This is a genomic window from Streptomyces sp. NPDC102514 (genome assembly GCF_055584525.1).
This window is the reverse complement of sequence record NZ_JBVJLW010000018.1, coordinates 56,096-81,520: the sequence shown is the minus strand read 5'-3', so window position 1 is coordinate 81,520 and position 25,425 is coordinate 56,096. Positions and strand designations below refer to the sequence as shown.

General features: G+C 70.8%; 23 protein-coding genes. 11 read left to right on the top strand and 12 right to left on the bottom strand.

What is annotated here, in order from left to right; all coding sequences use genetic code 11:
• Positions 1 to 38 precede the first annotated feature (38 nt).
• Positions 39 to 1,460, bottom strand: a complete 1,422-nt coding sequence (locus tag ACZ60E_RS36260) for an MFS transporter (RefSeq protein ID WP_384811218.1) — start codon at positions 1,458 to 1,460, stop codon at positions 39 to 41.
• Between the two features lie 504 nt (positions 1,461 to 1,964).
• Here ACZ60E_RS36260 and ACZ60E_RS36255 point away from each other — a divergent pair.
• The 3 genes from ACZ60E_RS36255 to ACZ60E_RS36245 all read left to right on the top strand — a co-directional run bounded on the left by ACZ60E_RS36255 (position 1,965) and on the right by ACZ60E_RS36245 (position 7,603).
• Positions 1,965 to 2,888 (top strand): DUF3027 domain-containing protein, encoded by a 924-nt coding sequence (locus ACZ60E_RS36255; RefSeq protein ID WP_366785445.1) that lies wholly within the window; start codon positions 1,965 to 1,967, stop codon positions 2,886 to 2,888.
• Between the two features lie 431 nt (positions 2,889 to 3,319).
• On the top strand, positions 3,320 to 6,511 hold the full coding sequence (locus ACZ60E_RS36250; protein WP_469446122.1) for a sacsin N-terminal ATP-binding-like domain-containing protein: 3,192 nt from the start codon (positions 3,320 to 3,322) through the stop codon (positions 6,509 to 6,511).
• A 204-nt stretch (positions 6,512 to 6,715) separates the two neighbouring features.
• Positions 6,716 to 7,603 (top strand): hypothetical protein, encoded by an 888-nt coding sequence (locus ACZ60E_RS36245; RefSeq protein ID WP_384815047.1) that lies wholly within the window; start codon positions 6,716 to 6,718, stop codon positions 7,601 to 7,603.
• Between the two features lie 393 nt (positions 7,604 to 7,996).
• On the opposite strand, the gene ACZ60E_RS36240 is transcribed toward ACZ60E_RS36245, so the two are convergent.
• The gene (locus ACZ60E_RS36240; RefSeq protein ID WP_469446120.1) at positions 7,997 to 10,447 is read right to left on the bottom strand and encodes an HAD-IC family P-type ATPase; all 2,451 of its coding nucleotides are present in this window, start codon (positions 10,445 to 10,447) and stop codon (positions 7,997 to 7,999) included.
• Between the two features lie 369 nt (positions 10,448 to 10,816).
• Positions 10,817 to 11,077 (bottom strand): DUF2530 domain-containing protein, encoded by a 261-nt coding sequence (locus tag ACZ60E_RS36235; RefSeq protein WP_384815051.1) that lies wholly within the window; start codon positions 11,075 to 11,077, stop codon positions 10,817 to 10,819.
• 144 nt (positions 11,078 to 11,221) lie between these two features.
• Between ACZ60E_RS36235 and ACZ60E_RS36230 the strand changes: the two genes are divergently transcribed.
• Positions 11,222 to 12,673, top strand: a complete 1,452-nt coding sequence (locus ACZ60E_RS36230; protein ID WP_469446118.1) for an NCS2 family permease — start codon at positions 11,222 to 11,224, stop codon at positions 12,671 to 12,673.
• A gap of 39 nt (positions 12,674 to 12,712) precedes the next feature.
• Here the strand turns inward: ACZ60E_RS36230 and ACZ60E_RS36225 are convergent, their stop codons facing one another.
• Positions 12,713 to 12,895, bottom strand: a complete 183-nt coding sequence (locus ACZ60E_RS36225; protein WP_210881101.1) for a ribbon-helix-helix protein, CopG family — start codon at positions 12,893 to 12,895, stop codon at positions 12,713 to 12,715.
• A gap of 164 nt (positions 12,896 to 13,059) precedes the next feature.
• Between ACZ60E_RS36225 and ACZ60E_RS36220 the strand changes: the two genes are divergently transcribed.
• The 3 genes from ACZ60E_RS36220 to thpR all read left to right on the top strand — a co-directional run bounded on the left by ACZ60E_RS36220 (position 13,060) and on the right by thpR (position 15,864).
• Entirely contained in the window at positions 13,060 to 13,497 is a 438-nt protein-coding gene (locus ACZ60E_RS36220) for a MarR family winged helix-turn-helix transcriptional regulator (protein WP_107015362.1), read from the top strand.
• A gap of 181 nt (positions 13,498 to 13,678) precedes the next feature.
• Positions 13,679 to 15,028: an MFS transporter gene (locus ACZ60E_RS36215; protein WP_384815057.1), complete on the top strand. Its 1,350-nt coding sequence runs from the start codon at positions 13,679 to 13,681 to the stop codon at positions 15,026 to 15,028.
• Positions 15,029 to 15,264: 236 nt separating this feature from the next.
• On the top strand, positions 15,265 to 15,864 hold the full coding sequence (gene thpR, locus ACZ60E_RS36210) for an RNA 2',3'-cyclic phosphodiesterase (protein WP_469446116.1): 600 nt from the start codon (positions 15,265 to 15,267) through the stop codon (positions 15,862 to 15,864).
• A 274-nt stretch (positions 15,865 to 16,138) separates the two neighbouring features.
• Here thpR and ACZ60E_RS36205 read toward each other — a convergent pair whose 3' ends face one another.
• Together ACZ60E_RS36205 and ACZ60E_RS36200 are read right to left on the bottom strand one after the other, a co-directional pair.
• Positions 16,139 to 17,131, bottom strand: a complete 993-nt coding sequence (locus ACZ60E_RS36205) for an aldo/keto reductase (protein WP_469446115.1) — start codon at positions 17,129 to 17,131, stop codon at positions 16,139 to 16,141.
• 280 nt (positions 17,132 to 17,411) lie between these two features.
• Positions 17,412 to 17,855, bottom strand: a complete 444-nt coding sequence (locus ACZ60E_RS36200) for a DUF6924 domain-containing protein (RefSeq protein WP_469446114.1) — start codon at positions 17,853 to 17,855, stop codon at positions 17,412 to 17,414.
• Between the two features lie 141 nt (positions 17,856 to 17,996).
• Here ACZ60E_RS36200 and ACZ60E_RS36195 point away from each other — a divergent pair, with 141 nt between their 5' ends.
• Complete coding sequence (locus ACZ60E_RS36195; RefSeq protein WP_469446112.1) at positions 17,997 to 19,529, top strand: hypothetical protein; 1,533 nt, start codon at positions 17,997 to 17,999, stop codon at positions 19,527 to 19,529.
• Between the two features lie 83 nt (positions 19,530 to 19,612).
• Here the strand turns inward: ACZ60E_RS36195 and ACZ60E_RS36190 are convergent, their stop codons facing one another.
• Together ACZ60E_RS36190 and ACZ60E_RS36185 are read right to left on the bottom strand one after the other, a co-directional pair.
• Positions 19,613 to 20,125, bottom strand: coding sequence for a hypothetical protein (locus tag ACZ60E_RS36190; protein ID WP_469446110.1), 513 nt, complete (start codon positions 20,123 to 20,125; stop codon positions 19,613 to 19,615).
• Positions 20,122 to 20,448: a hypothetical protein gene (locus ACZ60E_RS36185; RefSeq protein WP_469446109.1), complete on the bottom strand. Its 327-nt coding sequence runs from the start codon at positions 20,446 to 20,448 to the stop codon at positions 20,122 to 20,124. The genes ACZ60E_RS36190 and ACZ60E_RS36185 overlap by 4 nt, the downstream gene beginning before the upstream one ends.
• A 159-nt stretch (positions 20,449 to 20,607) precedes the next feature.
• Between ACZ60E_RS36185 and ACZ60E_RS36180 the strand changes: the two genes are divergently transcribed.
• Positions 20,608 to 21,453, top strand: a complete 846-nt coding sequence (locus ACZ60E_RS36180) for a phosphotransferase (protein WP_469446107.1) — start codon at positions 20,608 to 20,610, stop codon at positions 21,451 to 21,453.
• Here ACZ60E_RS36180 and ACZ60E_RS36175 read toward each other — a convergent pair.
• Together ACZ60E_RS36175 and ACZ60E_RS36170 are read right to left on the bottom strand one after the other, a co-directional pair.
• Complete coding sequence (locus ACZ60E_RS36175; RefSeq protein ID WP_469446105.1) at positions 21,435 to 21,650, bottom strand: DUF397 domain-containing protein; 216 nt, start codon at positions 21,648 to 21,650, stop codon at positions 21,435 to 21,437. The two genes, ACZ60E_RS36180 and ACZ60E_RS36175, sit on opposite strands and share 19 nt — an antisense overlap.
• Positions 21,647 to 22,423 (bottom strand): helix-turn-helix domain-containing protein, encoded by a 777-nt coding sequence (locus ACZ60E_RS36170; protein WP_469446104.1) that lies wholly within the window; start codon positions 22,421 to 22,423, stop codon positions 21,647 to 21,649. The genes ACZ60E_RS36175 and ACZ60E_RS36170 overlap by 4 nt, the downstream gene beginning before the upstream one ends.
• Positions 22,424 to 22,552: 129 nt before the next feature.
• Here ACZ60E_RS36170 and ACZ60E_RS36165 point away from each other — a divergent pair, with 129 nt between their 5' ends.
• Together ACZ60E_RS36165 and ACZ60E_RS36160 are read left to right on the top strand one after the other, a co-directional pair.
• Complete coding sequence (locus tag ACZ60E_RS36165) at positions 22,553 to 22,972, top strand: hypothetical protein (protein WP_384815075.1); 420 nt, start codon at positions 22,553 to 22,555, stop codon at positions 22,970 to 22,972.
• A 108-nt stretch (positions 22,973 to 23,080) separates the two neighbouring features.
• Positions 23,081 to 24,007 carry a hypothetical protein gene (locus tag ACZ60E_RS36160; RefSeq protein WP_469446102.1) on the top strand — a complete coding sequence of 309 codons (927 nt, stop codon included), beginning with the start codon at positions 23,081 to 23,083 and terminating at the stop codon, positions 24,005 to 24,007.
• On the opposite strand, the gene ACZ60E_RS36155 is transcribed toward ACZ60E_RS36160, so the two are convergent.
• Both ACZ60E_RS36155 and ACZ60E_RS36150 read right to left on the bottom strand, forming a co-directional pair.
• Positions 23,973 to 24,560 carry a Uma2 family endonuclease gene (locus ACZ60E_RS36155; RefSeq protein ID WP_469446100.1) on the bottom strand — a complete coding sequence of 196 codons (588 nt, stop codon included), beginning with the start codon at positions 24,558 to 24,560 and terminating at the stop codon, positions 23,973 to 23,975. The genes ACZ60E_RS36160 and ACZ60E_RS36155 overlap by 35 nt on opposite strands.
• An 87-nt stretch (positions 24,561 to 24,647) precedes the next feature.
• The gene (locus tag ACZ60E_RS36150) at positions 24,648 to 25,340 is read right to left on the bottom strand and encodes a GDSL-type esterase/lipase family protein (protein WP_469446099.1); all 693 of its coding nucleotides are present in this window, start codon (positions 25,338 to 25,340) and stop codon (positions 24,648 to 24,650) included.
• Positions 25,341 to 25,425 lie beyond the last annotated feature (85 nt).

The following is a 25,425-nucleotide window of genomic DNA, read 5'->3' as shown; positions in this document are numbered from 1 at the left end:
GCGGGGATCGGGCCGACGGCGGGTGGGGTCCGGGCGGTTCAGGCGAGGTGCGCGTGCTGCCTGCCGCCGTGCCGGGCCGTGCTCAGCAGCCCGCGGACCGTGGTGAGCCAGCCGAGCGCGATGATCCCGGAGGCCACCGCCATCCCGAGCGAGCCGATGAGCGGCAGCGCGATACCGATCGCCCCGCCGACCACCCAGGCCATCTGGAGGATCGTCTCCGAGCGGGCGAACGCCGACGTCCGCACCAGTTCCGGCACGTCCCGCTGGATCAGCGCGTCCAGGGACAGCTTGGACAGTGCCTGGGCGAACCCGGCGAACGCGGCGAGCACCGCCACCAGGAGCACCCCGAAGAACACCGCCGCCGTGATCGCCACGCCGAGCACCACCGCGACCACGGTGACGATGATCAGCTCCGGCGCCCGGGACCGCAGGGCCGCCCCGACCGCCGTGCCCAGCGCGTTGCCCACGCCCGCCGACACGCCCACGATCGTCAGCGAGACCGCCGCGCTGGCGCCCGCGAGGGGGTGTTCGCGCAGCAGGAACGCCAGGAAGAAGATCAGGAACCCGGAGAGTCCGCGCAGCGCGGCGTTCGCGGCGAGCGCGTGCGTGACCGCCGTGCCGACCGTGCGCAGCCCCGGACGCTTGGGCTGTTTGAGGTGCGGACCGTGCAGATGCTGCTCGTCCGCGGCGAGCAGGGCCTTGTCCTCGCCCTTGGCGGAGTCGACCTTGTGCGGCAGGGAGAACGACAGGAACGTACCGGCCACGAAGATCAGGAAGGCGCCGTAGAGCGGATAGCGGGGGCCGAGGGCCTGCAGGCCCGCTCCGATCGGGGCCGCCACGCCCGTCGCCAGCAGACCGCCGAGCGTGACCCGTGAGTTCGCCTTGACCAGGGAGAACGCGGGGGGCAGGAGCCGGGGCACCACGGCGCTTCTGACCACGCCGTACGCCTTCGAGGCCACCAGGACGCCGAGGGCGGCCGGGTACAGCTCGATGCTGCCCGTGACGACCGCGCCCGACAGCAGCAGGGCCATGAACGCGCGCGCCATGAACGCGCCCGCCATCGCGGCCCGGCGGCCGTGCGGGAGGCGGTCCAGGAGAGGGCCGATGACCGGGGCGAGCAGCGTGAACGGGGCCATCGTGATCGCCAGGTAGAGCGCGACCCGGCCGCGGGCCTCGTCCGTCGGGACCGAGAAGAAGACCGTCGAGGCGAGCGCGACGGTGATCAGCATGTCGCCGGCGCCGTTCACCCCGTGCAGTTCGATCAGTTTGCCGAGGCCCGACTCGCCCGCGCCGTGCGCGTGTGTAGCTTTTCTGATGCCTCTCGCCGTACCGCTGAACGGCAGGCGCAGGGCATGCCCGACGGAACGGACGGCCCCGCGCACCGGACCCGACCCGCTCTTACGTCCTGCCCCGGCCTCACCGATTCCGGTGGCGCCTTGGGGCGACCTTGCGGCTGCCACTCCGCAATAGTGCCCCGAGATTGGCGGAACTAGCGCAGTTACCGCCCGTATAGCGGCGGAGTGGGGGTGGGGGATCGGGTGCCGGACATGCGCGAAGGGCGCTCTGCGCACCGGCCGTGAGCGCCCCGCGCACCCGGTCGGCAGCGGCCTCCGGACCCGGCCGGGACCGCCGTGTGGCCCCTGCCGGAAGCGCCTCGTGGACCCCGTTCGGAGGGTCCCGCGCACCCATCCGGAGCGTCCTGTTCGCCCGGTCGGGGAAACGCCGCGACAGCATGAAGGCAACGCCGGTGTAGGCCCAGCGCCGACGAGACGGTAGCGTGCGTAGCGCGCCCGCGGCGGTTGTTCTCGGCCGCGCGCCTCTCGGTCATCCCGCAGAATGGATGACGTAGGTGCGCCCGAGTGCGATCGGGCGCGGACGTCGACGCGGCCCTCCGGTCCGCTCCGTCCGCACCCCCGTCGAGGGATGGCGCACTCGTGAGACGGCGTAGGAGAGAAGCGATACCTGTGAGCGCGACAACGCGAAGCCGAACCCCCGACCGCCTGTGTGCCGAGGCCGTGGACCTCGCCCGGGCAGCCGCCGAGGAGGCCGCCGCTCCCGGCGTGGTGGGGGAGCACGCGGGACTGGTCAGCGAAGGCGACCGCGTCGTCACGCACTTCTTCGAATGCAAGGAGATGGGCTACCGCGGCTGGCGCTGGGCCGTGACGGTGGCCCGGGCCTCACGGGCGAAGGTCGTCACCCTCGACGAGACCGTGCTGCTGCCCGGCACCGACGCCCTGCTGGCACCCGAGTGGGTGCCGTGGAGCGAGCGGCTCCGGCCGGGGGACATGGGTCCAGGGGACCTGCTGCCCACGGACGCGGAGGACCTGCGTCTGGAACCCGGCTACTCCGGCGAGGACGAACCCGCCCCGAACGCGCCGATCTCCGAGGAGATGGCCCAGCTGGCCGAGGCGGAGGACGCCGAGATCACGGCGCGCACGCCCGCCGCGCTGCCGCTCGTGCCGTCCCGCGGGTCGATCGCGTCCGTGGCCGAGGAACTGGGGATGCGGCGGGCTCGCGTGCTGTCCCGGTACGGGCTGCATGTCGCGGCGGACCGGTGGGAGGAGTCGTACGGGGCGAAGACCGCGATGGCGCAGGCCGCTCCCGCGACGTGTGTCAGCTGTGGGTTCCTGAATCCCGTGGGCGGGTCGCTCGGTCAGGCGTTCGGTTTGTGTGCGAATGAGTTCTCGCCCGCGGATGGACGTGTGGTGTCGCTCTCGTATGGATGTGGTGGGCATTCCGAGGCGGCGGTCATGCCTGCGCCTGCGCGGCCTGCGCCGCCGGTGATCGACGAGACCCGGGTGGATCCGTTCCCGCTTCGGCCCTCGCCGGACTCCGGGTCGGTGCCGGTGGGTCCGGACGGGTCCGCATCGGAATACGGCCACAGCTAGCCTGCGACGCGCGCTCGCGCGCCCCTGAGGGGCCACGGCCCCGGTTGTTCGCCGTCCGCAGGCACGTCGTGGCTGGTCGCGCAGTTCCCCGCGCCCCTTAAGGGCTCGGCTGCGCCTTCGCCCCCTCGGGCCCCGTCAGGGGCGCGGGGAACGGCGCAGTCTTTTGTCTTTGGCTTTTAAGGGGCGCGGGGAACGGCGCAGTCTTTTGGCTTTAGGTCTTTGGGAGCGCGGGGAACGGCGCAGTTTTTTTTGGCGTCCTTCGCTTTTCAGGGGCGCGAGGAACTGCGCGGCCAGCCCCCACCGACCCGCACCCACCCACGCGGCGGAGCCACCCCTTCCGGCCCTGGCCCCCTGCCAAGGGACCCGCGCGGTACCTTCTTGCCGCGGCCGGCCGATGCGCGCGGGCGTACGACGATGAGGGAGTGTCAAGCGTGAGCAACTTCGTGCGGCCGGCAGCCGAGGGCGCGGATCCGTTCGGGACGGCCCGGCTGCGACGCGGGGTGCTGGACGCCTGGGCGACGAGCCCGGCACGGTTCCGGGAGGACGCCAACTCCGAGGAGGACCTCGTCCTCGGCGGCTACCGCGACCGCCTCGTCGTGGAGCTCGCCCAGAACGCCGCCGACGCCGCCTCCCGCGCAGGCGTCCCCGGCCGCCTCCGCCTCACCCTGCGCGACGGAGTCCTCGCCGCCGCCAACACGGGCGCCCCCCTGGACGCCACGGGTGTCGAATCCCTCTCCACCCTGCGCGCCTCCGCCAAGCGCGACGACAGCGACAGCGCGGTCGGCCGCTTCGGCGTCGGCTTCGCGGCGGTCCTGGCCGTCACCGACGAACCCGCCCTGCTGGGCCGGCACGGCGGCGTCCGCTGGTCCCTCGTCGAGGCCCGCGACCTCGCCACCGACATCGCCCGCCACAGCCCCGGCCTCGGCGACGAACTGCGCCGCCGCGACGGCCACGTACCCCTGCTCAGGCTGCCGTTCGCGGCCGAGGGCACCGCGCCGGACTCGTACGACAGTGTCGTCGTCCTGCCGTTGCGGGACCCCGCCGCCGAGGCGCTCGCGGAGCGGCTTCTCGACGGTGTCGACGACGCCCTGCTGCTCGCCCTGCCCGGTCTGGCGGAAGTGGTCGTCGAGAGCGGCGACGGCAGCGTACGGACCGTCCGGCGCCGTACCGAGGAGGACGGCGGCTGCGTGGTCGTCGAGGACTCCCGCGACGGCACGACCCACTGGCGTACCGTCTCCGCGCACGGCTCCCTGGAGCCCGCCCTGCTCGCGGACCGGCCCGTCGAGGAGCGCCTGCGCCCCCACTGGTCGGTCACCTGGGCCGTCCCGGTCGACGCCGACGGCACCCCGGGCCGCCCCCGCACCGGCCCCGTCGTGCACGCGCCCACCCCCAGCGACGAACCTCTCGGCGTGCCCGCGCTGCTCATCGCCTCGCTGCCGCTCGACACCACCCGCCGCCACGCGGCCCCCGGCCCGCTGACCGATTTCCTGGTGCAGCGCGCGGCGGAGGCGTACGTCGAACTGCTCGCCGCCTGGCGGCCGGTGACCGCGGGGATCATCGACCTGGTGCCCGGCCCGCTCGGCAAGGGCGAACTGGACGGGTCCCTGCGGCAGGCGATCCTGGACCGGCTGCCGCGTACGGAGTTCCTGCCGCCCGCGGCCGAACCGGCGGCCGGGACCGGTGAGGACGACGGCGACTCCGATCTGCCCGAGGCCCTGCGTCCCCGCGACGCCGAGGTCGTGGAGGGGGCGGGCGCCGACACCGTACGGGTGCTCGCGGAGGTGCTGCCCAGCCTCCTGCCCGCCGGGCTCGAACGGCGGGCGGAACTGCGCACCCTGGGAGTCGCGCGGGTCCCGCTGGCCGAGGCGGTCGACCGGCTCGCGGGCCTGGAGAAGGCCCCCGAGTGGTGGCGGCGCCTGTACGACAGCCTCGCCGGGGTCGACCCGGACCGGCTCTCCGGGCTGCCGGTCCCGCTGGCCGACGGCCGGACGACGATCGGCCCCCGCCAGGTCCTGCTGCCCACCGCGGACGGCGCCACGACCACGACCACGACCACGGCCACGGCTGCGACCACGGCCGGGGCCGCGCCCGACGCGCTCGCCCGGCTCGGGCTCAAGGTCGCCCATCCGGACGCCGTCCATCCGCTCCTGGAGAAGCTGGGCGCCCTGCCCGCCACCGCGCGGGCCGTCCTGACCACCCCGCAGGTCCGCGCCGCCGTCGCAGGCTCCCTCGACGACGACCGCGGCGCCTGGGACGACGACACCACCCCCGACGCCGAGGAACTGGCCGACACCGTCCTCGCGCTCGTCCGGGACGCCGACCTCGAACCCGGCGACGAACCCTGGCTCGGCGCCCTCGCGCTCCCCGACGACGAGGGCGAACTCGTCCCCGCCGGTGAACTCGTCCTGCCCGGCAGCCCCTTCGCCCAGGTGATGCGCGAGGACGAACTCGCCTCCGTCGACCCCGAACTGGCCGAACTCTGGGGCGAACAGCCCCTCGCCGCCTGTGGCGTCCTCGCGAACTTCACCCTCGTACGCGCCACGGACGTCGTCCTCGACCCCGACGAACTGGAGCCGAAGGACGGCGACTTCGCCGAACCCGACGACGCCGGGCTGCTCGACGCCGTGGACGTGTGGTGCGAGGACGCCCTGGACGGGCTGCCCGACTCACCGGTGCCGCCCGTCGCGACCGAGATCGTGGCCGTGCGCGACCTCGACCTCGTGGACGACGACCGCTGGCCCGAGGCCCTCGCCCTGCTCTCCCGCCCGCCGCTGCGGGACGCCCTCACCCAGCCGGTCCGCGTGCTGCTGCCGGACGGGACCCACGAGATCATCCGCTCGTACACCGCCTGGTGGCTGCGCGGGCACCCCGTCCTCGACGGCCGCCGCCCGGCCGGCCTGCGCGCCGAGGGCGGCGACCCGCTCCTGCACGGCCTGTACGACGCCGCCGACGCGGCCGGTTTCGACGACGAGCAGGTGCTGCGGGCCCTCGGCGTCCGTACGTCCGTGGCCGCGCTGCTCGCAGAACCGGGCGGCGGCGCGGAACTCCTGGACCGGCTCGCCGACCCCGACCGCGAGGTCTCCGCGTCCCAACTGCACGCCCTGTACGGCGCGCTGGCGGACCTCGACCCCGACCAGGTGACCCTGCCGGACGAGGTGCGGGCCGTGGTGGACGGCGAGGTGCGTGTCGTGGACGCGGCCGACGCCGTGGTCGTCGACTCGCCCGATCTGCTGCCCTTCACCGCGGGCACACCCCTGCTCCCGGTACGGCCCGCGCGGGCCGCCGACCTCGCCGAACTGTTCCAGGTCCGGCGGCTGAGCGAGTCCGTCACCGGCGAGGTGACCAGCGAGGGCACGGAACACGACGTACCGGAGTCCGTACGGGTTCTGCTGGGCCCCTCGACCCCCGCGACCTATGTCGAGCACGAGGAACTGGTCGTCGACGGCACCGAACTCGACTGGCGCCGCACCCGTGACGGGGTGCTGCACGCCTCCACGCTGGAGGGCGTCGCCGCGGGCCTCGCGTGGGCGGCCGGCCAGTGGCCCCGCCGCTTCGAGGTCGCCGCACTCCTGGAGGACCCGTCCAGGACGGAGGAACTGGCACGGGACCGCTGGTTCGACTGAGCGCCGCCCGCCGGGGCGTGGCCGCGCGCCGCGCGCCCCGGCGGGCCCTGGAAGTGTTCTGCGTCACATGGTCACAAAATATTCACTCGCCGTACAACCATCGGTCCGCGCGATGTATCTGATCATGCGAGCCAACAGGCTCCAAGATCACTCGGGCCCACGTGAAGACGACCGTCGGGCCCCTTTCTCCACCGGGGGAAACATATGCGCATACGTGCCACCGTGGCCGCAGTCACCGGCGCCCTGGCCCTCTCCGCGCTCGCCGTCCCGGTCGCCCAGGCCGACGACTCCTCGTACCGCGGGACCGCCGCCGCCGCTTTCGAGGCTGCCCACAGCGGCGTGTCCAAGGCGCAGCGCAGCACGGCCGCCGCGGTCGTCGACGGCGACCTGGACGCCTCCTTCTCCAACTTCAAGATCGCCTCGTCGCACAAGGTCGGCACCACCAACCAGGTCTCCACCAAGGTGACCTACAAGCTGACCCACGGCGCCGACGTGGACCTCGGCTCCGCGGACTTCGCCACCGGCCCGTACATCTACAAGGGCTCGTTCGCCACCCCGGACAACGTCATCTTCGGCTTCGACGCGGCGACCTGCACCGAGGCCTCGGCGACCGTCGCCAACTGCACCGGCTACGTCGACATCCTTCCGTCCGAGGGCGAGCTGCTGAACAGCGACGCCGGCTCCTGGAAGGGTGGCGCGCTGCTGCTCAACTACGTCACCGGCTCCTACGCCGACCAGGGCGACCTTGCCACCACCAAGGTGCTGCGCAACTCCCGCCTCACCGTCAACGCCTCTCCCGAGCCCGTGAAGAAGGGCAAGACCATCACGGTCACCGGGGCCCTGACGCGCGCCAACTGGGAGACGAACAAGTACGCGGGCTACACCCAGCAGTCCGTGAAGCTCCAGTTCAAGAAGAAGGGCACGTCCACCTACACGGACGTCAAGACCGTGAAGTCGGGCACCGGCAGCTCCGCGGGCAAGCTGAAGACGACCGTCACGGCTTCCGTCGACGGGACCTACCGCTACGCCTTCGCGGGCACGTCGACCACGCCGGCCGTCAACTCCGCGGGCGACGCGATCGACGTCCAGTAACCTCCGGCTCCACTCCGCTCCACGGCCGACGGCCCCACGCCACCACTGGCGCGGGGCCGTCGGCGTCCCCGGGTCGCGGCCGTTCCGCCACCTGCGGGAGCGTCGTGGCCGGCCGCGCAGTTCCCCGCGCCCCTAAGGGGCACGGCCCCCGGTCGTTCATCGTGTGCGGGTGCGTCGTGGCTGGTCGCGCAGTTCCCCGCGCCCCTTAGGGGCTCGGCTGCGCCTTCGCCCCCTCGGGCCCCGTCAGGGGCGCGGGGAACGGCGCAATCTTTTGTCTTTGGCTTTTAAGGGGCGCGGGGAACGGTGCAGTCTTTTGTCTTTGGCCTTTAGGGGCGCGGGGAACTGCGCGGCCAGCCCCCACCCACCCGCACCCTTTCCTCGTTCTCCCCGCGGCTAGACGGTAAAGCGGCGGTCCACCCATCTCCACACCAGTTCGAGCGCGGCAGCGCCCACCACCGCCACCCCCACCGCGGTCCACGGCATGGTGGCCCCCACCAGCTTCAGCGCGAAGAACGACTGAAGCCACGGCACCACCAGTACCAGCAGGAATGCCAGCCCCATCGCGGCCACCAGGCCGATCCGCCACCACGTGTACGGCCGCGCCACGATCGCCAGTACCCACATCGACACCAGGAACAGCGTCAGCGTCGCCGCGCTGGTCTCCGCGTCCAACGCCCCCTCCCCGGAGTAGTGGTGCCGGGCGAGCAGGTACGTCGTGAACGTGGCCAGCCCCGCCACCACCCCGCCCGGGATCGAGTACCGCATCACCCGCCGGACGAAGTGCGGCCGAGCCCGTTCCTTGTTGGGCGCGAGTGCAAGGAAAAAAGCCGGCACCCCGATCGTCAGCGTCGACAGCAGCGTCAGGTGCCGCGGCAGGAACGGGTACTCCACCTGGCAGCACACCACCAGCACCGCGAGCAGCACCGAGTACACCGTCTTGACCAGGAACAGCGTGGCGACACGGGTGATGTTCCCGATCACCCGGCGCCCCTCGGCGACCACCGACGGCAGCGTCGCGAAGCTGTTGTTGAGCAGCACGATCTGGGCGACCGCCTTCGTCGCCTCGGATCCCGAGCCCATCGCGACACCGATGTCGGCGTCCTTGAGGGCGAGTACGTCGTTCACGCCGTCGCCGGTCATCGCCACCGTGTGTCCGCGGGACTGGAGCGCGCCTACCATGTCCCGCTTCTGCTGCGGGGTGACCCGTCCGAACACGGAGCCCCGGTCCAGCGCCTCGGCCATCTCGTCCCGTTCGGCGGGCAGTCGGCGCGCGTCGACCGTGGCGGAGGCACCGGGCAGACCGAGTTTGGCGGCGACCGCGCCGACCGACACGGCGTTGTCTCCGGAGATCACCTTGGCGCGTACGTTCTGCTCGTCGAAGTACCGCAGGGTGTCCGCCGCGTCGGGCCGCAGCCGCTGCTCCAGGACGACAAGCGCGGTGGGCCGTGCGCCCTCCTGGACCCGGGGGTCGTCGAGTTCGCGGACGGCACGGGCGAGCAGCAGGACCCGTAGCCCCTGCTCGTTGAGCTGTTCGGTCTCGGCGAGTACGGGGTCGCCGTCGGCGAGGAGCACGTCGGGGGCGCCCAGCAGCCAGGTGCTCACCCGGCCCCCGTCCGCGTCCCCGTTCCCGCCTTCGGCGAAGGACGCCCCGCTGTACTTGCGCGCGGAGGAGAAGGGCAGCGCACCCTCGCGGCGCCAGCCCGCGCTGTCCGGGTAGGCGTCGATGATGGCCTGGAGGGAGGCGTTCGGGCGGGGGTCGGACGCACCGAAGGCGCCGAGTACTTCGCGCACGTACGCCTCGTCGACCTCCCCCTCCCCGTCCCCGTCGGCGCCGAGCGGGCGCAGCTCGGTGACGTCCATGCCGCCCTCGGTGAGCGTGCCCGTCTTGTCGAGGCAGACCGTGTCGACGCGGGCGAGGCCCTCGATGGCCGGGAGTTCCTGGACGAGGCACTGCTTGCGGCCGAGCCGGACGACCCCTATGGCGAAGGCGACCGAGGTGAGCAGGACCAGGCCTTCGGGAACCATGGGCACGATGCCGCCGACGGCGCGTGCGATGGAGTCCTTGAAGTCGTTGTCCTTGCTGACGAGTTGCGTGATGGCGAGGCCGACGGCAGCCGGGATCAGCATCCAGGTCACGTACTTGAGGATCGTGGAGATACCGGTACGCAGTTCGGAGTGGACGAGGGTGAAACGGCTCGCCTCCTCGGCGAGTTGCGCCGCGTACGCCTCACGGCCCACCTTCGTCGCGCTGAACGCGCCGCCGCCCGCGACCACGAAGCTGCCCGACATGACCTGGTCGCCGGGCTGTTTGACCACCGGGTCGGCCTCGCCGGTGAGCAGGGACTCGTCGATCTCCAGGCCGTCGGCCTCGGCGCACTCGCCGTCCACGGCGATCTTGTCGCCCGGACCGATCTCGATCAGGTCGCCCAGCACGATCTCCGAGGTGCCGATGGAGGTGGCGGTGCCGTCCCTGCGGACGGTGGGGCGGGATTCGCCGATCACCGCGAGGGAGTCCAGGGTCTTCTTCGCGCGCAGTTCCTGGATGATGCCGATGCCGGTGTTCGCGAGGATCACGTAGCCGAACAGGCTGTCCTGGAACGGGGCGACGAACAGCATGATCAGCCAGAGCACGCCGATGATGGCGTTGAACCGGGTGAAGACGTTCGCGCGGACGATGTCGGCGGTGGAGCGGCTGTTGCGCACGGGGACGTCGTTGACCTCGCCCCGGGCGACGCGCTCGGCGACCTCGGCGGCGGTCAGGCCCTTCGCGGTTCTGCTCGCGCCGGCGGGCAGCGGGACGGGGTGCACGGGATCGAGTTCGGCGCCCGCGTCGATGTGCGTCATGTCTTCGACGGTACGGGGGGATATGCGGCTTCACCCGACGAGTACGGCAAGATCCGACCAGCGGAGGAGCGGGGGTGCTGCCGTGGTAGTACACGACGGCTCCCTACGCCCTTAGGGGCGGGGCCGCCCGACGCCGCCCGCGCAGTTCCCCGCGCCCCAAAGACAAAAGACTGCGCAGTTCCCCGCGCCCCTGGGGGGGTGGGGCCGGGCGTCGAATGTCGCGCGCAGCCCGGAAGCGGCTGGCCGCGCAGTTCCCCGCGCCCCTAAAGGCGCAAAAGCTGGGGCGCAGCCCCGCTTTTAGGGGCGCGGGGAACGGCGCGGGTCACCCCCACTCAGCCGCACTGGACGTACGACCGGAGACGTCAACCCCTACGGTGCGGAGGACGGCGTGGACGCCCGGCGGATCGCCGCTTCGCGGCCCCGTACGTACCAGATCCCGATCAACCCCAGCCCCGCCCCCGCGAGGCACGTCCACAGCCACCACAGGTGCCCGTGGTCGTCGAGCCAGCCGTAGAACGGCAGCTGGACCAGGAAGAGGACGAACCAGAGGATCGCGCCACCCGTGACGGTGGCCACCACGGGCCCCTCCAGCGGTTCCGGTGCCTCGTGTGTCGGTGTCCACTTCGCCATGGGGACAGCTTACGAGCAGGGCACGGGAGCACAGCCGCCCCACCGGTCTACGCGCGGAGATAGCGCCAAAGCCGTCATATGTTCATACTGAATCTGCCTGACCATGGCCACTTTTGCTCGTACGAAACTCCAAAAAGGTCCTCGATGCCCACCTCGGCCCCCGCCAAGGCTTCCGCGCCCGATGAGCCGGACCCCGCGTCCGCCCACAGCGCCCTCGACCGCTACTTCAAGATCTCCGAGCGCGGCAGCACCCTGCCGCGCGAGATCCGCGGCGGTCTCGCCACCTTCTTCGCGATGGCCTACATCATCGTGCTGAACCCGATCATCCTGGGCAGCGCGAAGGACATGTACGGGCACCAGCTCGACAACGGCCAGCTGGTCACCGCGACCGCGCTGACGGCCGCGTTCACCACGCTCCTGATGGGCGTCATCGGCAACGTACCGATCGCGCTCGCGGCCGGCCTCGGTGTGAACACCGTCGTCGCGCTCCAGCTGGCGCCCCGGATGTCCTGGCCGGACGCGATGGGCATGGTCGTACTGGCCGGCCTCGTGGTCATGCTGCTCGTCGCCACCGGTCTGCGTGAGCGCGTCATGAACGCCGTACCGCTCGGCCTGCGCAAGGGCATCGCGATCGGTATCGGCCTGTTCATCATGCTGATCGGCCTGGTCGACTCGGGCTTCGTCTCCCGTATCCCGGACGTCGCCCAGACGACCGTGCCGCTGCAGCTCGGCGCGACCGGCCACCTGAACGGCTGGCCCGTCCTGGTCTTCGTCCTCGGCACGCTCCTGACCCTCGCGCTCATCGTGCGCAAGGTGCCGGGCGCGATCCTCATCTCGATCGTCACGATGACGGTCGTCGCCGTGGTGATCAACGCGATCGCCGAGGTGCCCTCCTGGGGCCTGACCACCCCGAAGTGGCCCGGCAACCCGGTCGCGAGCCCCGACTTCGGTCTCGTCGGCCAGGTCAGCCTCTTCGGCGGCTTCGGCAAGGTCGGCGTACTGACCGGCGTGCTGTTCGTCTTCACGGTCCTGCTGTCGTGCTTCTTCGACGCGATGGGCACGATCATGGGCATCGGCGACGAGGCGAAGCTGACCGACAAGGACGGCAACATGCCGGGCATCAGCAAGGTGCTCTTCGTCGACGGCATCGCGGTCGCCGCGGGCGGCGCTACCTCTTCGTCCGCGACCACCTGCTTCGTGGAGTCCACGGCGGGCGTCGGCGAGGGCGCGCGCACCGGTTTCGCGAACGTGGTCACCGGCGCGCTGTTCGCCGTCGCGCTCTTCCTCACGCCGATCGCCACGATGGTCCCGTCGCAGGCCGCGACCCCGGCGCTGCTCGCGGTGGGCTTCCTGATCCTGTCCGGCTCGGTCCGGCAGATCGACTGGGCCGATCACACGATCGCGATCCCGGCGTTCGTGACGATGCTGATGATGCCGTTCACGTACTCGATCACGAACGGCATCGGCATGGGCTTCGTCACGTTCGTCGTGCTGCGGCTGGCGGCCGGGCGCGGCCAGGACGTGCCGGTCGCCATGTACGTGGTGTCGGCGGTCTTCGCCTTCTACTACCTGATGCCGGCGCTGGGCCTGACCTGATCCCGACCCGGGGTCCGGCCCGAGCGCCGACCCCAGGGCCTACGGAACCCCGTAGAACTTCTCGGTCTCCTCGACCGCGGTCGAGAACCGCTCGTCGAAGTCATCACGAATGAGCGTCCGGACGACATAGTCCTGGACGCTCATTCCCCTTTTCGCCGCGTGCTGCCGGAGCCGGTCGAGCAGCTCCTCGTCTATCCGCAGGCTGAGCACAGTGGTCCCCATGGGTACGAGGGTCGCGGCCGAGGCGTGTCCTGTGTCACTTTCCGCGCCCGCCTCACTCGTTTGGGTGAAGTAAGGGTTGATGTGCGGGTGAGTGGCCGGACTCACGGTCGTTCGCGGGGTGTCGCGGTGGTCTTTAGGAAGAGTAATGAGTTATTCTAAAGAACATGCCTGACCTCACCCATGGCGACGATGTTGCCGCCGTGAACTCCCTGCGCTCCGCCGTGATGCGTCTGTCGCGCCGACTCAAGCACCAGCGGGTCGACGAGTCGCTGAGCCCGACCGAGATGTCGGTCCTGGGCACCCTCGCCCGCTGCGGCACGGCCACACCGGGCGAACTCGCCCGCAAGGAGCACGTGCAGCCGCCCTCGATGACCCGCATCGTGGCGCTGCTGGAGGCGAAGGGCCTGGTCCGCCTCGAAGCGCACCCGGACGACCGCCGCCAGAAGGTCGTCACGCAGACCGAGCGCGCAGAGGCCATGCTTGCGGAGAGCCGCACGAAGCGGAACGCGTGGCTGGCCTCCCTGGTCGACGGCCTCGACGAGGACGAGTGGGCCAAGCTCCGCGAGGCCGCCCCCGTACTGGAGAAGCTCGCGCACCTGTAGGCGGCTGCAGACGCTTGTACCGGCTGCTGTCGGCACAGGCGCCACGGCCGCGGGCCCCCGCAGACACCCGTGAGGCCACACGCACCACCAGCACCACATGAACCATCAGCACTACAAGAACCACCAGCACCACCAGCACTAAAAGAACCACCCGCACCACCACGCAAGGAGGCGAACGCCGTTGAGTACGGGACCCGGAGCAGACTCCGCCCCCGCACCTGCCGCCCACAACACCCCGCACGCCCCCAAGACCCGCTCCTCGATGTTCAGCTCGCTGAAGATCAGGAACTACCGGCTGTTCTTCACCGGCCAGGTCGTCTCGAACACCGGCACCTGGATGCAGCGGATCGCCCAGGACTGGCTGGTGCTGAGCCTCACCGGCTCGTCCGCCGCCGTCGGTTTCACCACGGCCCTGCAGTTCCTGCCGATGCTGCTCTTCGGCCTCTACGGCGGAGTCCTCGTCGACCGCCTGCCGAAGCGCCCCACGCTCCTCGCCACCCAGACCGCGATGGGCCTCACCGGTATCGCGCTCGCCTTCCTGACCCTCACCGGACACGTCCAGGTCTGGCACGTGTACGTCGCCGCCTTCGCCGTAGGCCTCGCCACGGTGATCGACAACCCGGCCCGGCAGTCCTTCGTCGCCGAGATGGTCGGCCCCGGCCAGCTCCAGAACGCGGTCAGCCTCAACTCCGCCAACTTCCAGTCCGCCCGCCTGATCGGCCCCGCCGTCGCGGGCCTGCTGATCACCGGCGTGGGCACGGGCTGGGCGTTCCTGCTCAACGGACTGTCGTTCGTCGCGCCCATCGCGGGCCTGCTCCTGATGCGCTCCAGTGAGCTGAACCAGGTCGAGCGCGCCCCGCGCGGCAAGGGCCAGCTCCGCGAAGGCCTGCGCTATGTCGCCGGGCGCCCCGAACTGATCTGGCCGATCGTCCTCGTCGGCTTCATCGGCACCTTCGGCTTCAACTTCCCCGTCTGGCTGTCGGCCTACGCCGACGACGTCTTCCACGGCGGCGCGGGCGCGTACAGCCTCTTCAACACCCTGATGGCCGTCGGTTCCGTCGCGGGCGCGCTGCTCGCCGCCCGGCGCGGCACGGCCCGGCTGCGTGTGCTGATCGCCGCCGCCGTGGCCTTCGGAGTCCTGGAGATCGTGGCCTCGCTGGCCCCGTCGTACTGGCTCTTCGCCGCACTCATGGTCCCCATCGGGATGGCCGGCCTGACCGTCAACGTCACGGCCAACACCGCCGTCCAGATGGGCACCGACCCCGCCATGCGCGGCCGGGTCATGGCGCTCTTCATGATGGTCTTCATGGGCGGTACGCCGCTGGGCGCGCCCGTGGTCGGCTGGATCACGGACGCGTACGGGCCCCGGGTGGGCTTCGCCATGGGCGGAGTCGTCTCGGCGCTGGCGGCGGCGACGGTCGGCCTTGCGCTGGCCCGGGTGGGCGGCCTGCGCCTGTCGGTGGGCTGGCACCACGGGCATCCGCAGGTCCGGTTCGTACCGCGGGAGCGGGTGCTGGCGACGGCGGCGTAAGCCCTTCCCTGCGAGGCGGTCGGCGGATTTGACTGGGTTCAGGTCCGAGAGTGTCGTGCCGGCCCGGTGGGGGCTGGTCGCGCAGTTCCCCGCGCCCCTTAAGGGCGGGGCTGTGCCCCTGTCCTTGGGGGCCTGTGGGTCGGAGTGTCGGTCCGGGCCGGTGGGGGCTGGTCGCGCAGTTCCCCGCGCCCCTTGGGGGCCCTTGGTCGTTGGTCGGGGCGTGGCAGGGTGGCGGTATGAGACTCTTCGCCGCTGTGCTGCCGCCTGAGGATGTGACGGGCGAGCTCGGTGTGGCGGTCGACGGGCTGCGGCGGTTGCCGGGGGCGGACGACGGAGTGCGCTGGACCACCCGGCCCGGCTGGCACTTCACGCTCGCGTTCTACGGAGAGGTCGACGACGGGCTCGTACCGGAGCTGTCGGTCCGGTTGGAGCGGTCGGCGCGGCGGACGGAACCCTTTTCTCTCTCCCTGCGTGCCGGAGGCCGTTTCGGGGGCCGGGCGTTGTGGGCGGGCGCCGCGGGCGACGTACGGACCCTGGCGCTGCTCGCCGACCGGGCTGTGGCGGCGGGGCGCAGGGCGGGGGTGACGCGGGAGGAGCACCGGGCCTACCGGGCGCACCTCACGCTCGCGCGCAGCAACCGTGAGTCGGCCGACTTCGCCCCGTACGTGTCCGCGCTGGACGGGTTCGAGGGGCGGGCCTGGACGGTGGGCGAGCTGTGCCTGGTGCGAAGTCGGCTGCCCGCGTCGGGGGTGCCGGGGGAGCAGCCGCGGTACGAGGTGCTGGCTCGGTGGCCCCTCGGCGGGCCCGCGGGCGGACCCCGAGGCGGGGTGGCCTGAGGGCGGGCGGTTACGCTCGGTGCGTGGACCCGAAGACGCGGAACCGGATCATGGCCGGTGTGCTGGTGCTGATGTTTGTCGTGGTGGCTTTGGCGGCGGCCGTCGGCGGGTGACGCGGTCGCTGCCGCGGGCGGTTGAGGGGGGCCGTTGTCGGCTGACGGTCCGCTGGGGCTGTCGCGCCCCGCGGCGGAGCCGCATATGGACTCAGCCCCGCGCCCCTTCAGGGCGCCCCTGTCGGGGCGGCCCATCAAGGTGTCGGCTGTCCAAGCTGGGGCTACCAGGCGAAGGCCTCCGGGGACGGCCCCGGGCCCGGGAAGATCTCGTCCAGGCCGGTGAGGACCTCGTCGCTCAGCTCCAGTTCGACGGCTCGGAGCGCGGACTCCAGCTGTTCGGCGGTGCGCGGGCCGACGATCGGGCCCGTGACGCCGGGCCGGGTCAGCAGCCAGGCCAGCGCCGCCTCGCCGGGCTCGATGCCGTGCTTGTCGAGCAGATCCTCGTACGACTGGATCCGCGCGCGGCCCGCGGGGTCGGCGAGGGTGTCGGCGGCCCGGCCGCTCGCCCGGCGCCCGCCCTGGATCTCCTTCTTGAGGACACCGCCCAGCAGACCGCCCTGCAGCGGCGACCACGGGATGACGCCGAGCCCGTACTCCTGCGCGGCCGGGATGACCTCCATCTCGGCGCGGCGCTCGGCGAGGTTGTAGAGGCACTGCTCGCTGACGAGGCCGATGGTGCCGCCGCGGCGGGCGGCGATCTCGTTGGCCTGGGCGATCTTGTAGCCGGGGAAGTTGGAGGACCCGACGTACAGGATCTTGCCCTGCTGGATCAGGACGTCGATCGCCTGCCAGATCTCCTCGAACGGGGTGCTGCGGTCGATGTGGTGGAACTGGTAGACGTCGATGTAGTCGGTACCCAGCCGCTTCAGGCTGGCGTCCACCGCGCGCCGGATGTTGAGCGCGGAGAGCTTGTCGTGGTTGGGCCAGGCGTCGCCCTCGGCGGCCATGTTGCCGTACACCTTGGTGGCGAGCACGACCTTGTCGCGCCGCTCCCCGCCCTTGGCGAACCAGCTTCCGACGATCTCCTCGGTACGGCCCTTGTTCTCGCCCCAGCCGTACACGTTGGCGGTGTCGAAGTAGTTGATGCCCGCGTCCAGTGCCGTGTCCATGATCGCGTGACTGTCGGCCTCGTCCGTCTGCGGACCGAAGTTCATGGTGCCGAGGACGAGTCGGCTGACCTTGAGTCCTGTGCGTCCCAGCTGCGTGTACTTCATGGTTCACAGCCAACGTGGTCGAGTGCGCTCTAGGCAACACCGCACTCCGCGGTGAACGCCGGGACGGGGGCCAGGGGGCTAGGGCCTGTCTGACAATTCCCGTCTGCCGGGCGACGCCATGCACGCTCCCCCAGCCTCCGGCCGGGGGGACCCCCACTCGCCGCACCGGGCACAGAGCCAAGTACGTCCAGTACGAGGCTCTGTGCCCGGCACGGCGAGAGCACGCACCTGACGCCGCCCGGCCGCCCTCCGGGCGACGACGGGAATTGTCAGACAGGCCCTAGCCGCCGAACTCGTCGAAGTCCATGTTCGCGATGGCGAGGTTGCAGTGCATCGCGTGCGGGGTCTCCAGGGCCGGTATGCGGTACGGCGCGGTCTGCTCCTCCGGATCGGGGCTCACCGCGAGGAGCGTCGGCTCCGTGCCCTCCATGCTGGCGCGGTCGGCGAGAAAGACCACCGGCCACCCGCACTCGGCGGAAGCCTCCCCGGCCCCGTCCCCGGTGAGAGCGGCGAGGACGTCGAAGGGGGTCGCGTCCGCCCACGCCGGGTCGTCCACGCGGACGATGTCCTCCTTGAGACGGCCGTTGTCCTCGTCGTCCTCGTCGAAGACCCAGGGCGCGTCGAGGGCGGCCAGCACGCGCTGCCAGCCGTCGTCGTCGCGGTAGTCGGTACGGACGAGCAGCATGGGCGGATAGTCGACGTCGGTCTTCGGCAGAACACGCACGGATCGGCACTCTTTCCAACGGGCGGCACGAGAGGCCGCGTTGACGGTGATCCGAAGAGTAGGGGTCGGGTCTGACAACGGGGTCCGACCACGGGGTCCGACAACCGGGGCCGGTACGTGAGCGTCAGGCAGGATGCTCCTGTGCATCACCTCCTGTGCGGGCTCGCCGCCAATACGGCTCTGCCGCCCGAACTGGTCGACCGGCTGATCTCCCTCGCGGACGACGACCTCGCCGACGACCTCGCCTGTCGCGCGGACCTCAGCCGTGCGCAGGCGGTCGCGCTGGTCGAGCGGGTCGAGGAGAGCGCGGTGCGGCTCGCGTACGAGGGCCGGTTGACCGCCGCCGACATCGACCCCGTTGCCCGGCCCGATGCCGCTCTCGCACTGCTCGACCGAGGCGCCGGCCGCCCGGAGTGGGCGCGACTCCTGGCGACGGACCCGAGCCACGGGCGCCGGGAGAAACTGGCGGCCTGCCCCGGCCTCCCGCCCGACGTGGTGGACACGCTCGCGGCGGACCCGGACGTACGGGTGGTCGCCGAGCTGGCCCTGTGGACGACGACCCCGGACGTCACCGCGAGGCTCGCGACGCATCCGCACGCCGAGGTGCGCAGGGCGGTCGCGGCGAACGAGGCGACACCTCCCGCCGAGCTGGCGACGCTGTTGACGGGAGAGGGACGGCCGGCCGCGCGCGGACGCCTGGTGTGCGACCGGGAGGAGATCCCCTTCGTCCACGATTCGCAGTGCTCGCGCCCCGACTGCGAGCTGTCGGCGGGGGCTTCCTGCGACGGTTCCCACGAGTCCACCGTCCACCGCACGCGGGAGGCGGCGCTGCGCAACCCCGCCACCCCGGCCGAGTCGGTCGCCGCTTTCGCGGACCACCCGTCGATGCTGCTGCGCTGGGCGCTCGCCACCCGCCAGGACCTGCCCCGGCAGTCGTACGTGCGGCTGGCCGCGGACCCGACTCCCGGTGTCCGTACGGACATCGCCGGGAATCCCGCGCTCGACGAGGCCCTGATCCGGGTGATGGCCGACGACCGCGACCCCGCGGTGCGCCGTGCGCTCGCGCACCATCCGCGCGCACCTTTCGACGTACTGACGCGCCTGGCCGCGACCGCGAAGGCCGGCGCCACGCTGTTGCCCCGCGTCGCCGCGGCCTCACCGGCCGAGATCGAAGACCTCGCGTCGTCACCGGACCCGGCGGCCCGCATGCTCGTGGCCCACCGGCGGGACCTGCCGCCCGGGATACGCGACCGGCTGGCCGACGACCCCGACGCGAAGGTGGTCAAGGCTCTGGCTCCCCACCCCGGCCTCACCGAGGCGCGGTTGCGCGCCATGGTCGAACGCCACGGCGTACGTGTCCTGGCCAAGGTGGCGGCCAACCCGGACGCGACCCCGGCCCTGCTGGAGGAACTGACCCGGCACGAACCACCGGTGCAGAAGGCGTTCCGCGAGATCGCCCGGCATCGCGCGGCCCCGGTCGCGGCACTGCTCGCCTGCCTGGAGGACACCCGGGCAAGACCGACAGCCGCCGCTCACCCGGCCCTCCCGCCACAGGTCATCACGGAACTGCTCACCGACACGGACTGCCGGACGGCGGAAGCGGCGGCGTCGAATCCGTCCTTGCCGACTGCGGTGATGGCGGATCTGGCGTGGCGTCGGTGGCGTCGGGATTGACGTGTCGACGGTCCGGATGGCGACCTTGGTGGTTCTGTCGAGGGTCTTCGTTGCGCCGGGAGGCTTTTCGTAGTTCCGCGACGTCAGAGAATCCGTTGGGGAGTGTCCGGATGGCAGATGCCGATGTGGTGCTCACCGAGAGCTTCCCGGTAGGCCAGCAGATCGTCGAGGTCGGTGGTGACGATCAGGGCTCTGCCGTGATGGGCGGCGATCACGAGCACCAACGCGTCCACGACGTCGAAGTCCTTCTTCGCGGGAAGCTTGGCCCGGGCGCCGAGCGCGCCCACGCGCTTGCCGTCGGCCTCCGTGTGTCCGGCCACGCACGGCCGGCAGGCGTGGAGCGGGTCGTCCCACCCCTTGGCGATGAACAGCGGGGCTCGTGAGTCCCGGGCGGCATACACCGTGCACCCTGCGAGCACGGGCTTGAGGCAGGTGTAGTTCCCGGCTCCAGGCCGCCAGACCTGCCCGAGCACGGGCAACGGGACGATGGGCCGGTGCCCTCCGCGTCGAAGGATCTCCTGGTGCAGGCTCACGGCCTTCTTCCGGCCCTGCTCCAGATGGATCAGCATCCCGGCGTCGTAGACCACAGCTGTCATGCGACGCCCCTGTGCCTGGTGCTCGAACCGAAGAAGGCGTCCAGGGAGGCGGAGATCTCCTCGCGCTCGGTATCCGGTACCGAGTCCTGCCCGTGCTCCTTCGGCGGCCGGCCGGTCGTGGCGTCCTGCGCCTCCGTCTCGGCGATCAGGTCGTCGAGGGGCGCGAACGTCCGGGCGACCTGGTCGTCCTGAGCCATCGCGGCGCCCACCGCGGCCATGACGTACGTACTGACATCGACTCCCGCCGCTTCCGCGTAGGAGCGGATGCGTTCTTTGGTCTCCGGGTCCGTGGCAAAGGTGATCATGCTGCGCTTTGCGGCCATACGGTCAACGTACAACACCTTTGTACGTGGCGGCATGCGAAGGATGGGGCTGCGGGGAGGCGGTCCGTGTCCCGGGGTATGGCTATGTCCAGACCGCTAGGCGTGCGCCAGGGGGGCGGGTCGTGTGCGGTGTGTACTCAGCAGATGAAGGGGAACGGTGTGGAGCCACTAGGTCTTCGTCGTGCCGTCGCGGCAGGGCGGGCGGTCGCTTCGGAGCTGGGGTTACGGGTCGACGAGGTGATCGTCGTCCACAACTCGGACCGTGTCGCGCTGCGCCTGCTTCCCTGCGATGTGCTCGCCCGGGTCGCGCCCCTGGGGCATCTGGCCGATTCCGAGTTCGAGGTGGAGGTCGCACGGCGTCTCGTCGACGTCGACGCGCCAGTTGCCGAGCTCGATCCTCGGGTCGAACCGCGTGTCCATGTCCGTGACGACTTCGCCATCTCGCTCTGGACCTACTACGAACCCGTGGGCACGGAGATCCCCCCGGCCGACTACGCGGACGCGTTCGTACGGCACCATGCCGCCCTGCGCCGGATCGATCTGGCCGCCGCCCCGCATTTCACCGACCGAGTCGCCGTGGCGTCGAGGGAGGTGGACGACCGGAGTCGGTCCCCCGAGCTGTCCGACGCCGACCGGGAACTCCTCAGCACCACCCTGAGCGACCTGAGCGCCGCGATCGGCGTCGGCGGAGCCGGTGAGCAGTTGCTGCACGGCGAACCCCATCCGGGAAATCTCCTGAACACGAGGAGGGGGCCGCTCTTCGTCGACCTCGGCACGTGTTGCCGGGGGCCGGTCGAGTTCGACCTCGCTCATGCGCCTGAGGAAGTGGGGAGGCGCTATGCGGGTGCCGACCCTGACCTGGTGCACCGGTGCCGCGCCCTGAACTGGGCGCTGTTCTCGGCTTGGCGCTGGCGCGGGGCCGACCAGATGCCCGACCGGGACCACTGGCGGGCGGAAGGGCTCGACCGGGTTCGTACCGCACTCGATCACTGCGGGCTGGGCTGATCACTTCCGTACGTGGCCGCATACGGGAGGAAGGCGGACCATGTCGCCGGGGCGATGGTGAGGGTGGGGGCGTTGGGGGTTTTGGAGTCGCGGATGAGGATCGTGGGGAGGGAGGTGGTCTGGGGTATGGCTATCTCCAGGCATTCGCCTTGGTTGCCGCTGTAGCTGCTCTTGAACCAGTGCAGGTCGGTACTCATAGTTCGTGTGCCACCTGTTCGATCAACTTGGCGGACTCTTCTGGAGTGAGGGCCTGAGCTCGCAGAGTGCCATACCTGCCGAACAAGTCACCCAAGGAGGGCTGTTCGCTCACGAAGTAGCCGCCGTTCTGGCCTTCGACATAGGCAAGTTGGCGTCGATCCACGGTTTCCAGCAGGATCATCGGTCCGTTCAGCCCGGAATGCGTCTCGCGATCCGACGGCATGACCTGGATCTCGACGTTGCGTCTGCGCCCGACCTCCAAGATGTGGCGCAGTTGCTCTTCTAGGACGTGACGGCCCCCGATCGGGCGCGTCAATGAGATCTGCTCCAGGACGAAGCTGAGGGCAGGGGTGGGTCTGCGTTGGAAGAGCCGTTGGCGGACCAACCGTGCCGCGACCTGCTCCTCGATCTCTTCCTCCTCCAGCGGTGGGTAGTTGCAGCCGATCGCCACCTGGGCGTACGCCTCCGTCTGCAGCAGACCGGGTACTACGTGATTCGCGTACGTATGCAGAGCCGTGGCCTCGGCTTCGATCTCCGCGTAAGTCGCGGTCCAGGCCGGAAGCGGACTCGTCTTCAGCTTCCTTGCCGCCGCAAGAAGTGCACCTTGTGCACTCAGCACCTCGTCCGCGATTTCGACGAGTTTCCCCTTGGGAGCCCGCTCGCCCCGCTCCACCATGGCGACTTGCGACTTGGAGTAGCCGGCGTACCCGCCCAACCCCTCCTGCGTCATCCCGGCCCGTTCGCGGAAGAACCGCAGCAACGAGCCGAACATCTCCAGGGTGCTGGAACCTCGCTCACCCGAGTGCACAACGACCTCCCCAAGTGCACAGCCGTGCACAGCCGTGCACGGACCCTGCGTAACCCTGGTCACAGTATGTGAGCGGACGTAAGCATGTGCTTCATGAACTCGGAAACCGCACCGGGCAGGGTGCATCCCTGGATCCCGGCCTCCGGTCACGGCCTGCGCCATGCCGGTATCCACTTCGACGCCGTGCGCATCGCGGGCGTACTCGCAGAACAAGTGGCGTACGAACTGATCCAGTTCACGGACTTTCAGGCCGGCCCGATCGTCCGCGGGTCAACGGGATGCCGGTACATGTACTTCCTGTTGCCCCCGCAAAGTGCCACCGGCCACCGCTGGCCCAACGGCGTGCGGGCGCTGGGCCGGGACGCGCGGGGCTGGGCGTACGTGGGGGTGCCCGCGCTGGACGGGCTGACCTGGCCGTTGGACTGGCGGTCGGAGCCGACGCCCGAAGTGCCGTTTGTGGAGGCGGGGTTGCTGGCGGAGGTCGTGAGTCGTGTGATCGGTCATGTACCGTGATCGCGACATCACACTCCGTGCGCATTCGCATGCGGAGCGGTCCCCGGAGGTGCTACCAACACCGCCCGAGGACCTTCACCACCAGTGGAAGAACAGGTCCCACCAGAAATGCTTCGTCATGCTATCGCGCCGGTTCGGCGCTACACGAAGGCATCGCACGACGTCGTACGGCACTCGCGGCTCAACAGCGACGCGAAGATCCTGCTCCTGTACGTGCAGGGGCTGCCGGAGGCCGCCGACCCCAGGCCGCTCAGCGAACACGCGGGCAGGCTGGGCATGAAGGGCCGGGCGTACCAGAAGGCCAAGCAACTCCTCGCCGAGTGCGGCTACTTGCACGAGTGGCGTGAGCAGGGCGCGCGGGGCCGCTGGGTCACGGAACAACTCCTCGCCAACGTCACCCTTACGCGTGAGGAGGCGGCCGGGGCCCGCGTGGGGGAGGCGGTGGCCGTCGCGCCACCGGGTGAGCGGCCACCGACGGTCGGCGGACCGGCGGAACGGCCGGTCGGTGACTCTCCCCAAAAAGAAGAACTGGAAGAGAAGAACCTTCCCCACCCCCCACCCGAAGACGACACGGAAGAGCACACGCCCGAACTGGCCGAGGCGGAAGGCGTGTTGCTGTCCCTGCGGTATGTGAACCGGGACCTGCTCCTGGGCGTGCGCGAGGCGCGGCTGCTGGCGGGTGCGGCGGCGGAGTGGCTGCGCAGGGGCGTCTCGGCGGCGGACCTGCGCCGCGCCCTGACGACGGGCCTGCCGACGGACGGCATCCGCTCGGCGGTCGGCTTCCTGCGCCACCGACTGCTCCAAAAACTCCCGGCGACGCAGGCACCCGCCCCCACCCCACGGCCGGAGCGGCCCGCCGCCCCACCCCGCCGAGACTTCGTGACCTGCCCGGGCCCAGGCAGCGAACACGTCTTCCGCCCCCGAACAGACGAAACCCACTGCCTCCGCTGCCGCACGACGGCGGCGTACGAGGTGACTCTCCAGCACTGGGTTCAGGGAGTCAGTCCCGGGGGAACTCGTCCGTCTTCAGCGTGAGGTCGACGATCGTGTTCGTCATGTCGATGTCCGTGCCGAAGATGACGGAGAATTCCGCGAAGTACTCCCCGTCCTTGGGCTGGGTGTAGAGGTGGCACTTGCCCTGGTACGGGTCGACGATGAGATAGACGGCGACCTCGGCGAGGGCGTACGCGGTCTTCTTGGGGCCGTAGTCGTTGGCCGCGGTGCCCCTGGAGATCACTTCGGCGACGAACTGGACGTCCCGGCAGCGCCAGTAACCGGTTTCGGGCTTTGAGGCCCCCTCGGCCATCAACGTGACATCGCTGGCGAAGCCGTTGAGCTTGCCCGGGTAGTCGACACGTACGTCGGACTTCACACGCTTCCGGGGATACTTGGTCCGGAGTTGCTCGTAGAGGTTCGCGATGATCTCCCAGTGAGTGTCACGCTGCGGCGACATGAAGATGGCCCCCTCGACGATCTCAACCTTGTATCCCTCGGGGACGGGCATCCGCTCCAGTTGCTCGAACAGCACGTCGAGCGTGAGGCCCTTGCTCTCGTCGGCCATCTCGATCCTGTCTTCAAGGACGGTCATCGTGGCGCTCCTCCCCGGCTGCCCTCGGACGAGTACAACCGCGCGGTACAACGATACGCACGGTGACCAGGAGACCGGCGGATCCGGTCAGGCGGATTCGGCCAGGTGGGACTCGTACGGGGTGCCCACGTCCCAGTTCTCGCACAGCGTCTTCGCGAACGCCGCCGCCAGTTTGTGTTCGCCCGACGCGTTGGGGTGGGTGCCGTCGTACGTGTCCGTGTGGATGTCGTATCCGTGGGGGAGCGAGGCCAGGAGGAGAGGGGAGTCCGGCTCGTTCAGGTTCGCCGTCGTCTTCGCCAGGAGGTCGTTGAAGAGGGTGACCTCCCGGGCGAAGGGCGCGTCCGATTCCGCCCTTATGTTGGGGATCACGGGGAGGAGCGTCATGGCGATGCGGGGGTTCGCCGAGCGCGCCTCGGTGACGAACGCTCGGACGTTCTCCGACGTCTGCGTCGCGTTCGTGTAGAAGCCGAGGTCTATCAGGCCCAGGGAGACCAGGAGCACGTCCGCCCGCGACGCCCGTACCGCGTCGGCTATCAGCGGGCCCAGGTGGTACCAGCCCTCGCCCCACCCGGCGAGGTGGGCGCGGGGGAAGTCCGGGTCCGCGTACTCGTACGAGTCGGCCGCGCCCGTCGCCTTGTCGTACAGCGTCTCCCGGGGGCCGACGATCTGGAACGGGGCCCCGTGCGTCGCGCGCAGGTGCTGCCACATCCGGTAGCGCCACGTGTGTTCGCCGGCGCTTCCGATCGTCATCGAATCACCGACGGGCATGAACCTGAGCATCCGCTCATGATGGACGATCACCGGCAGGGCCGGGGTGTGAAGCTGGACACGCCCGCCGAACCGTCGGCGGGGTGGCAGGCTGGGG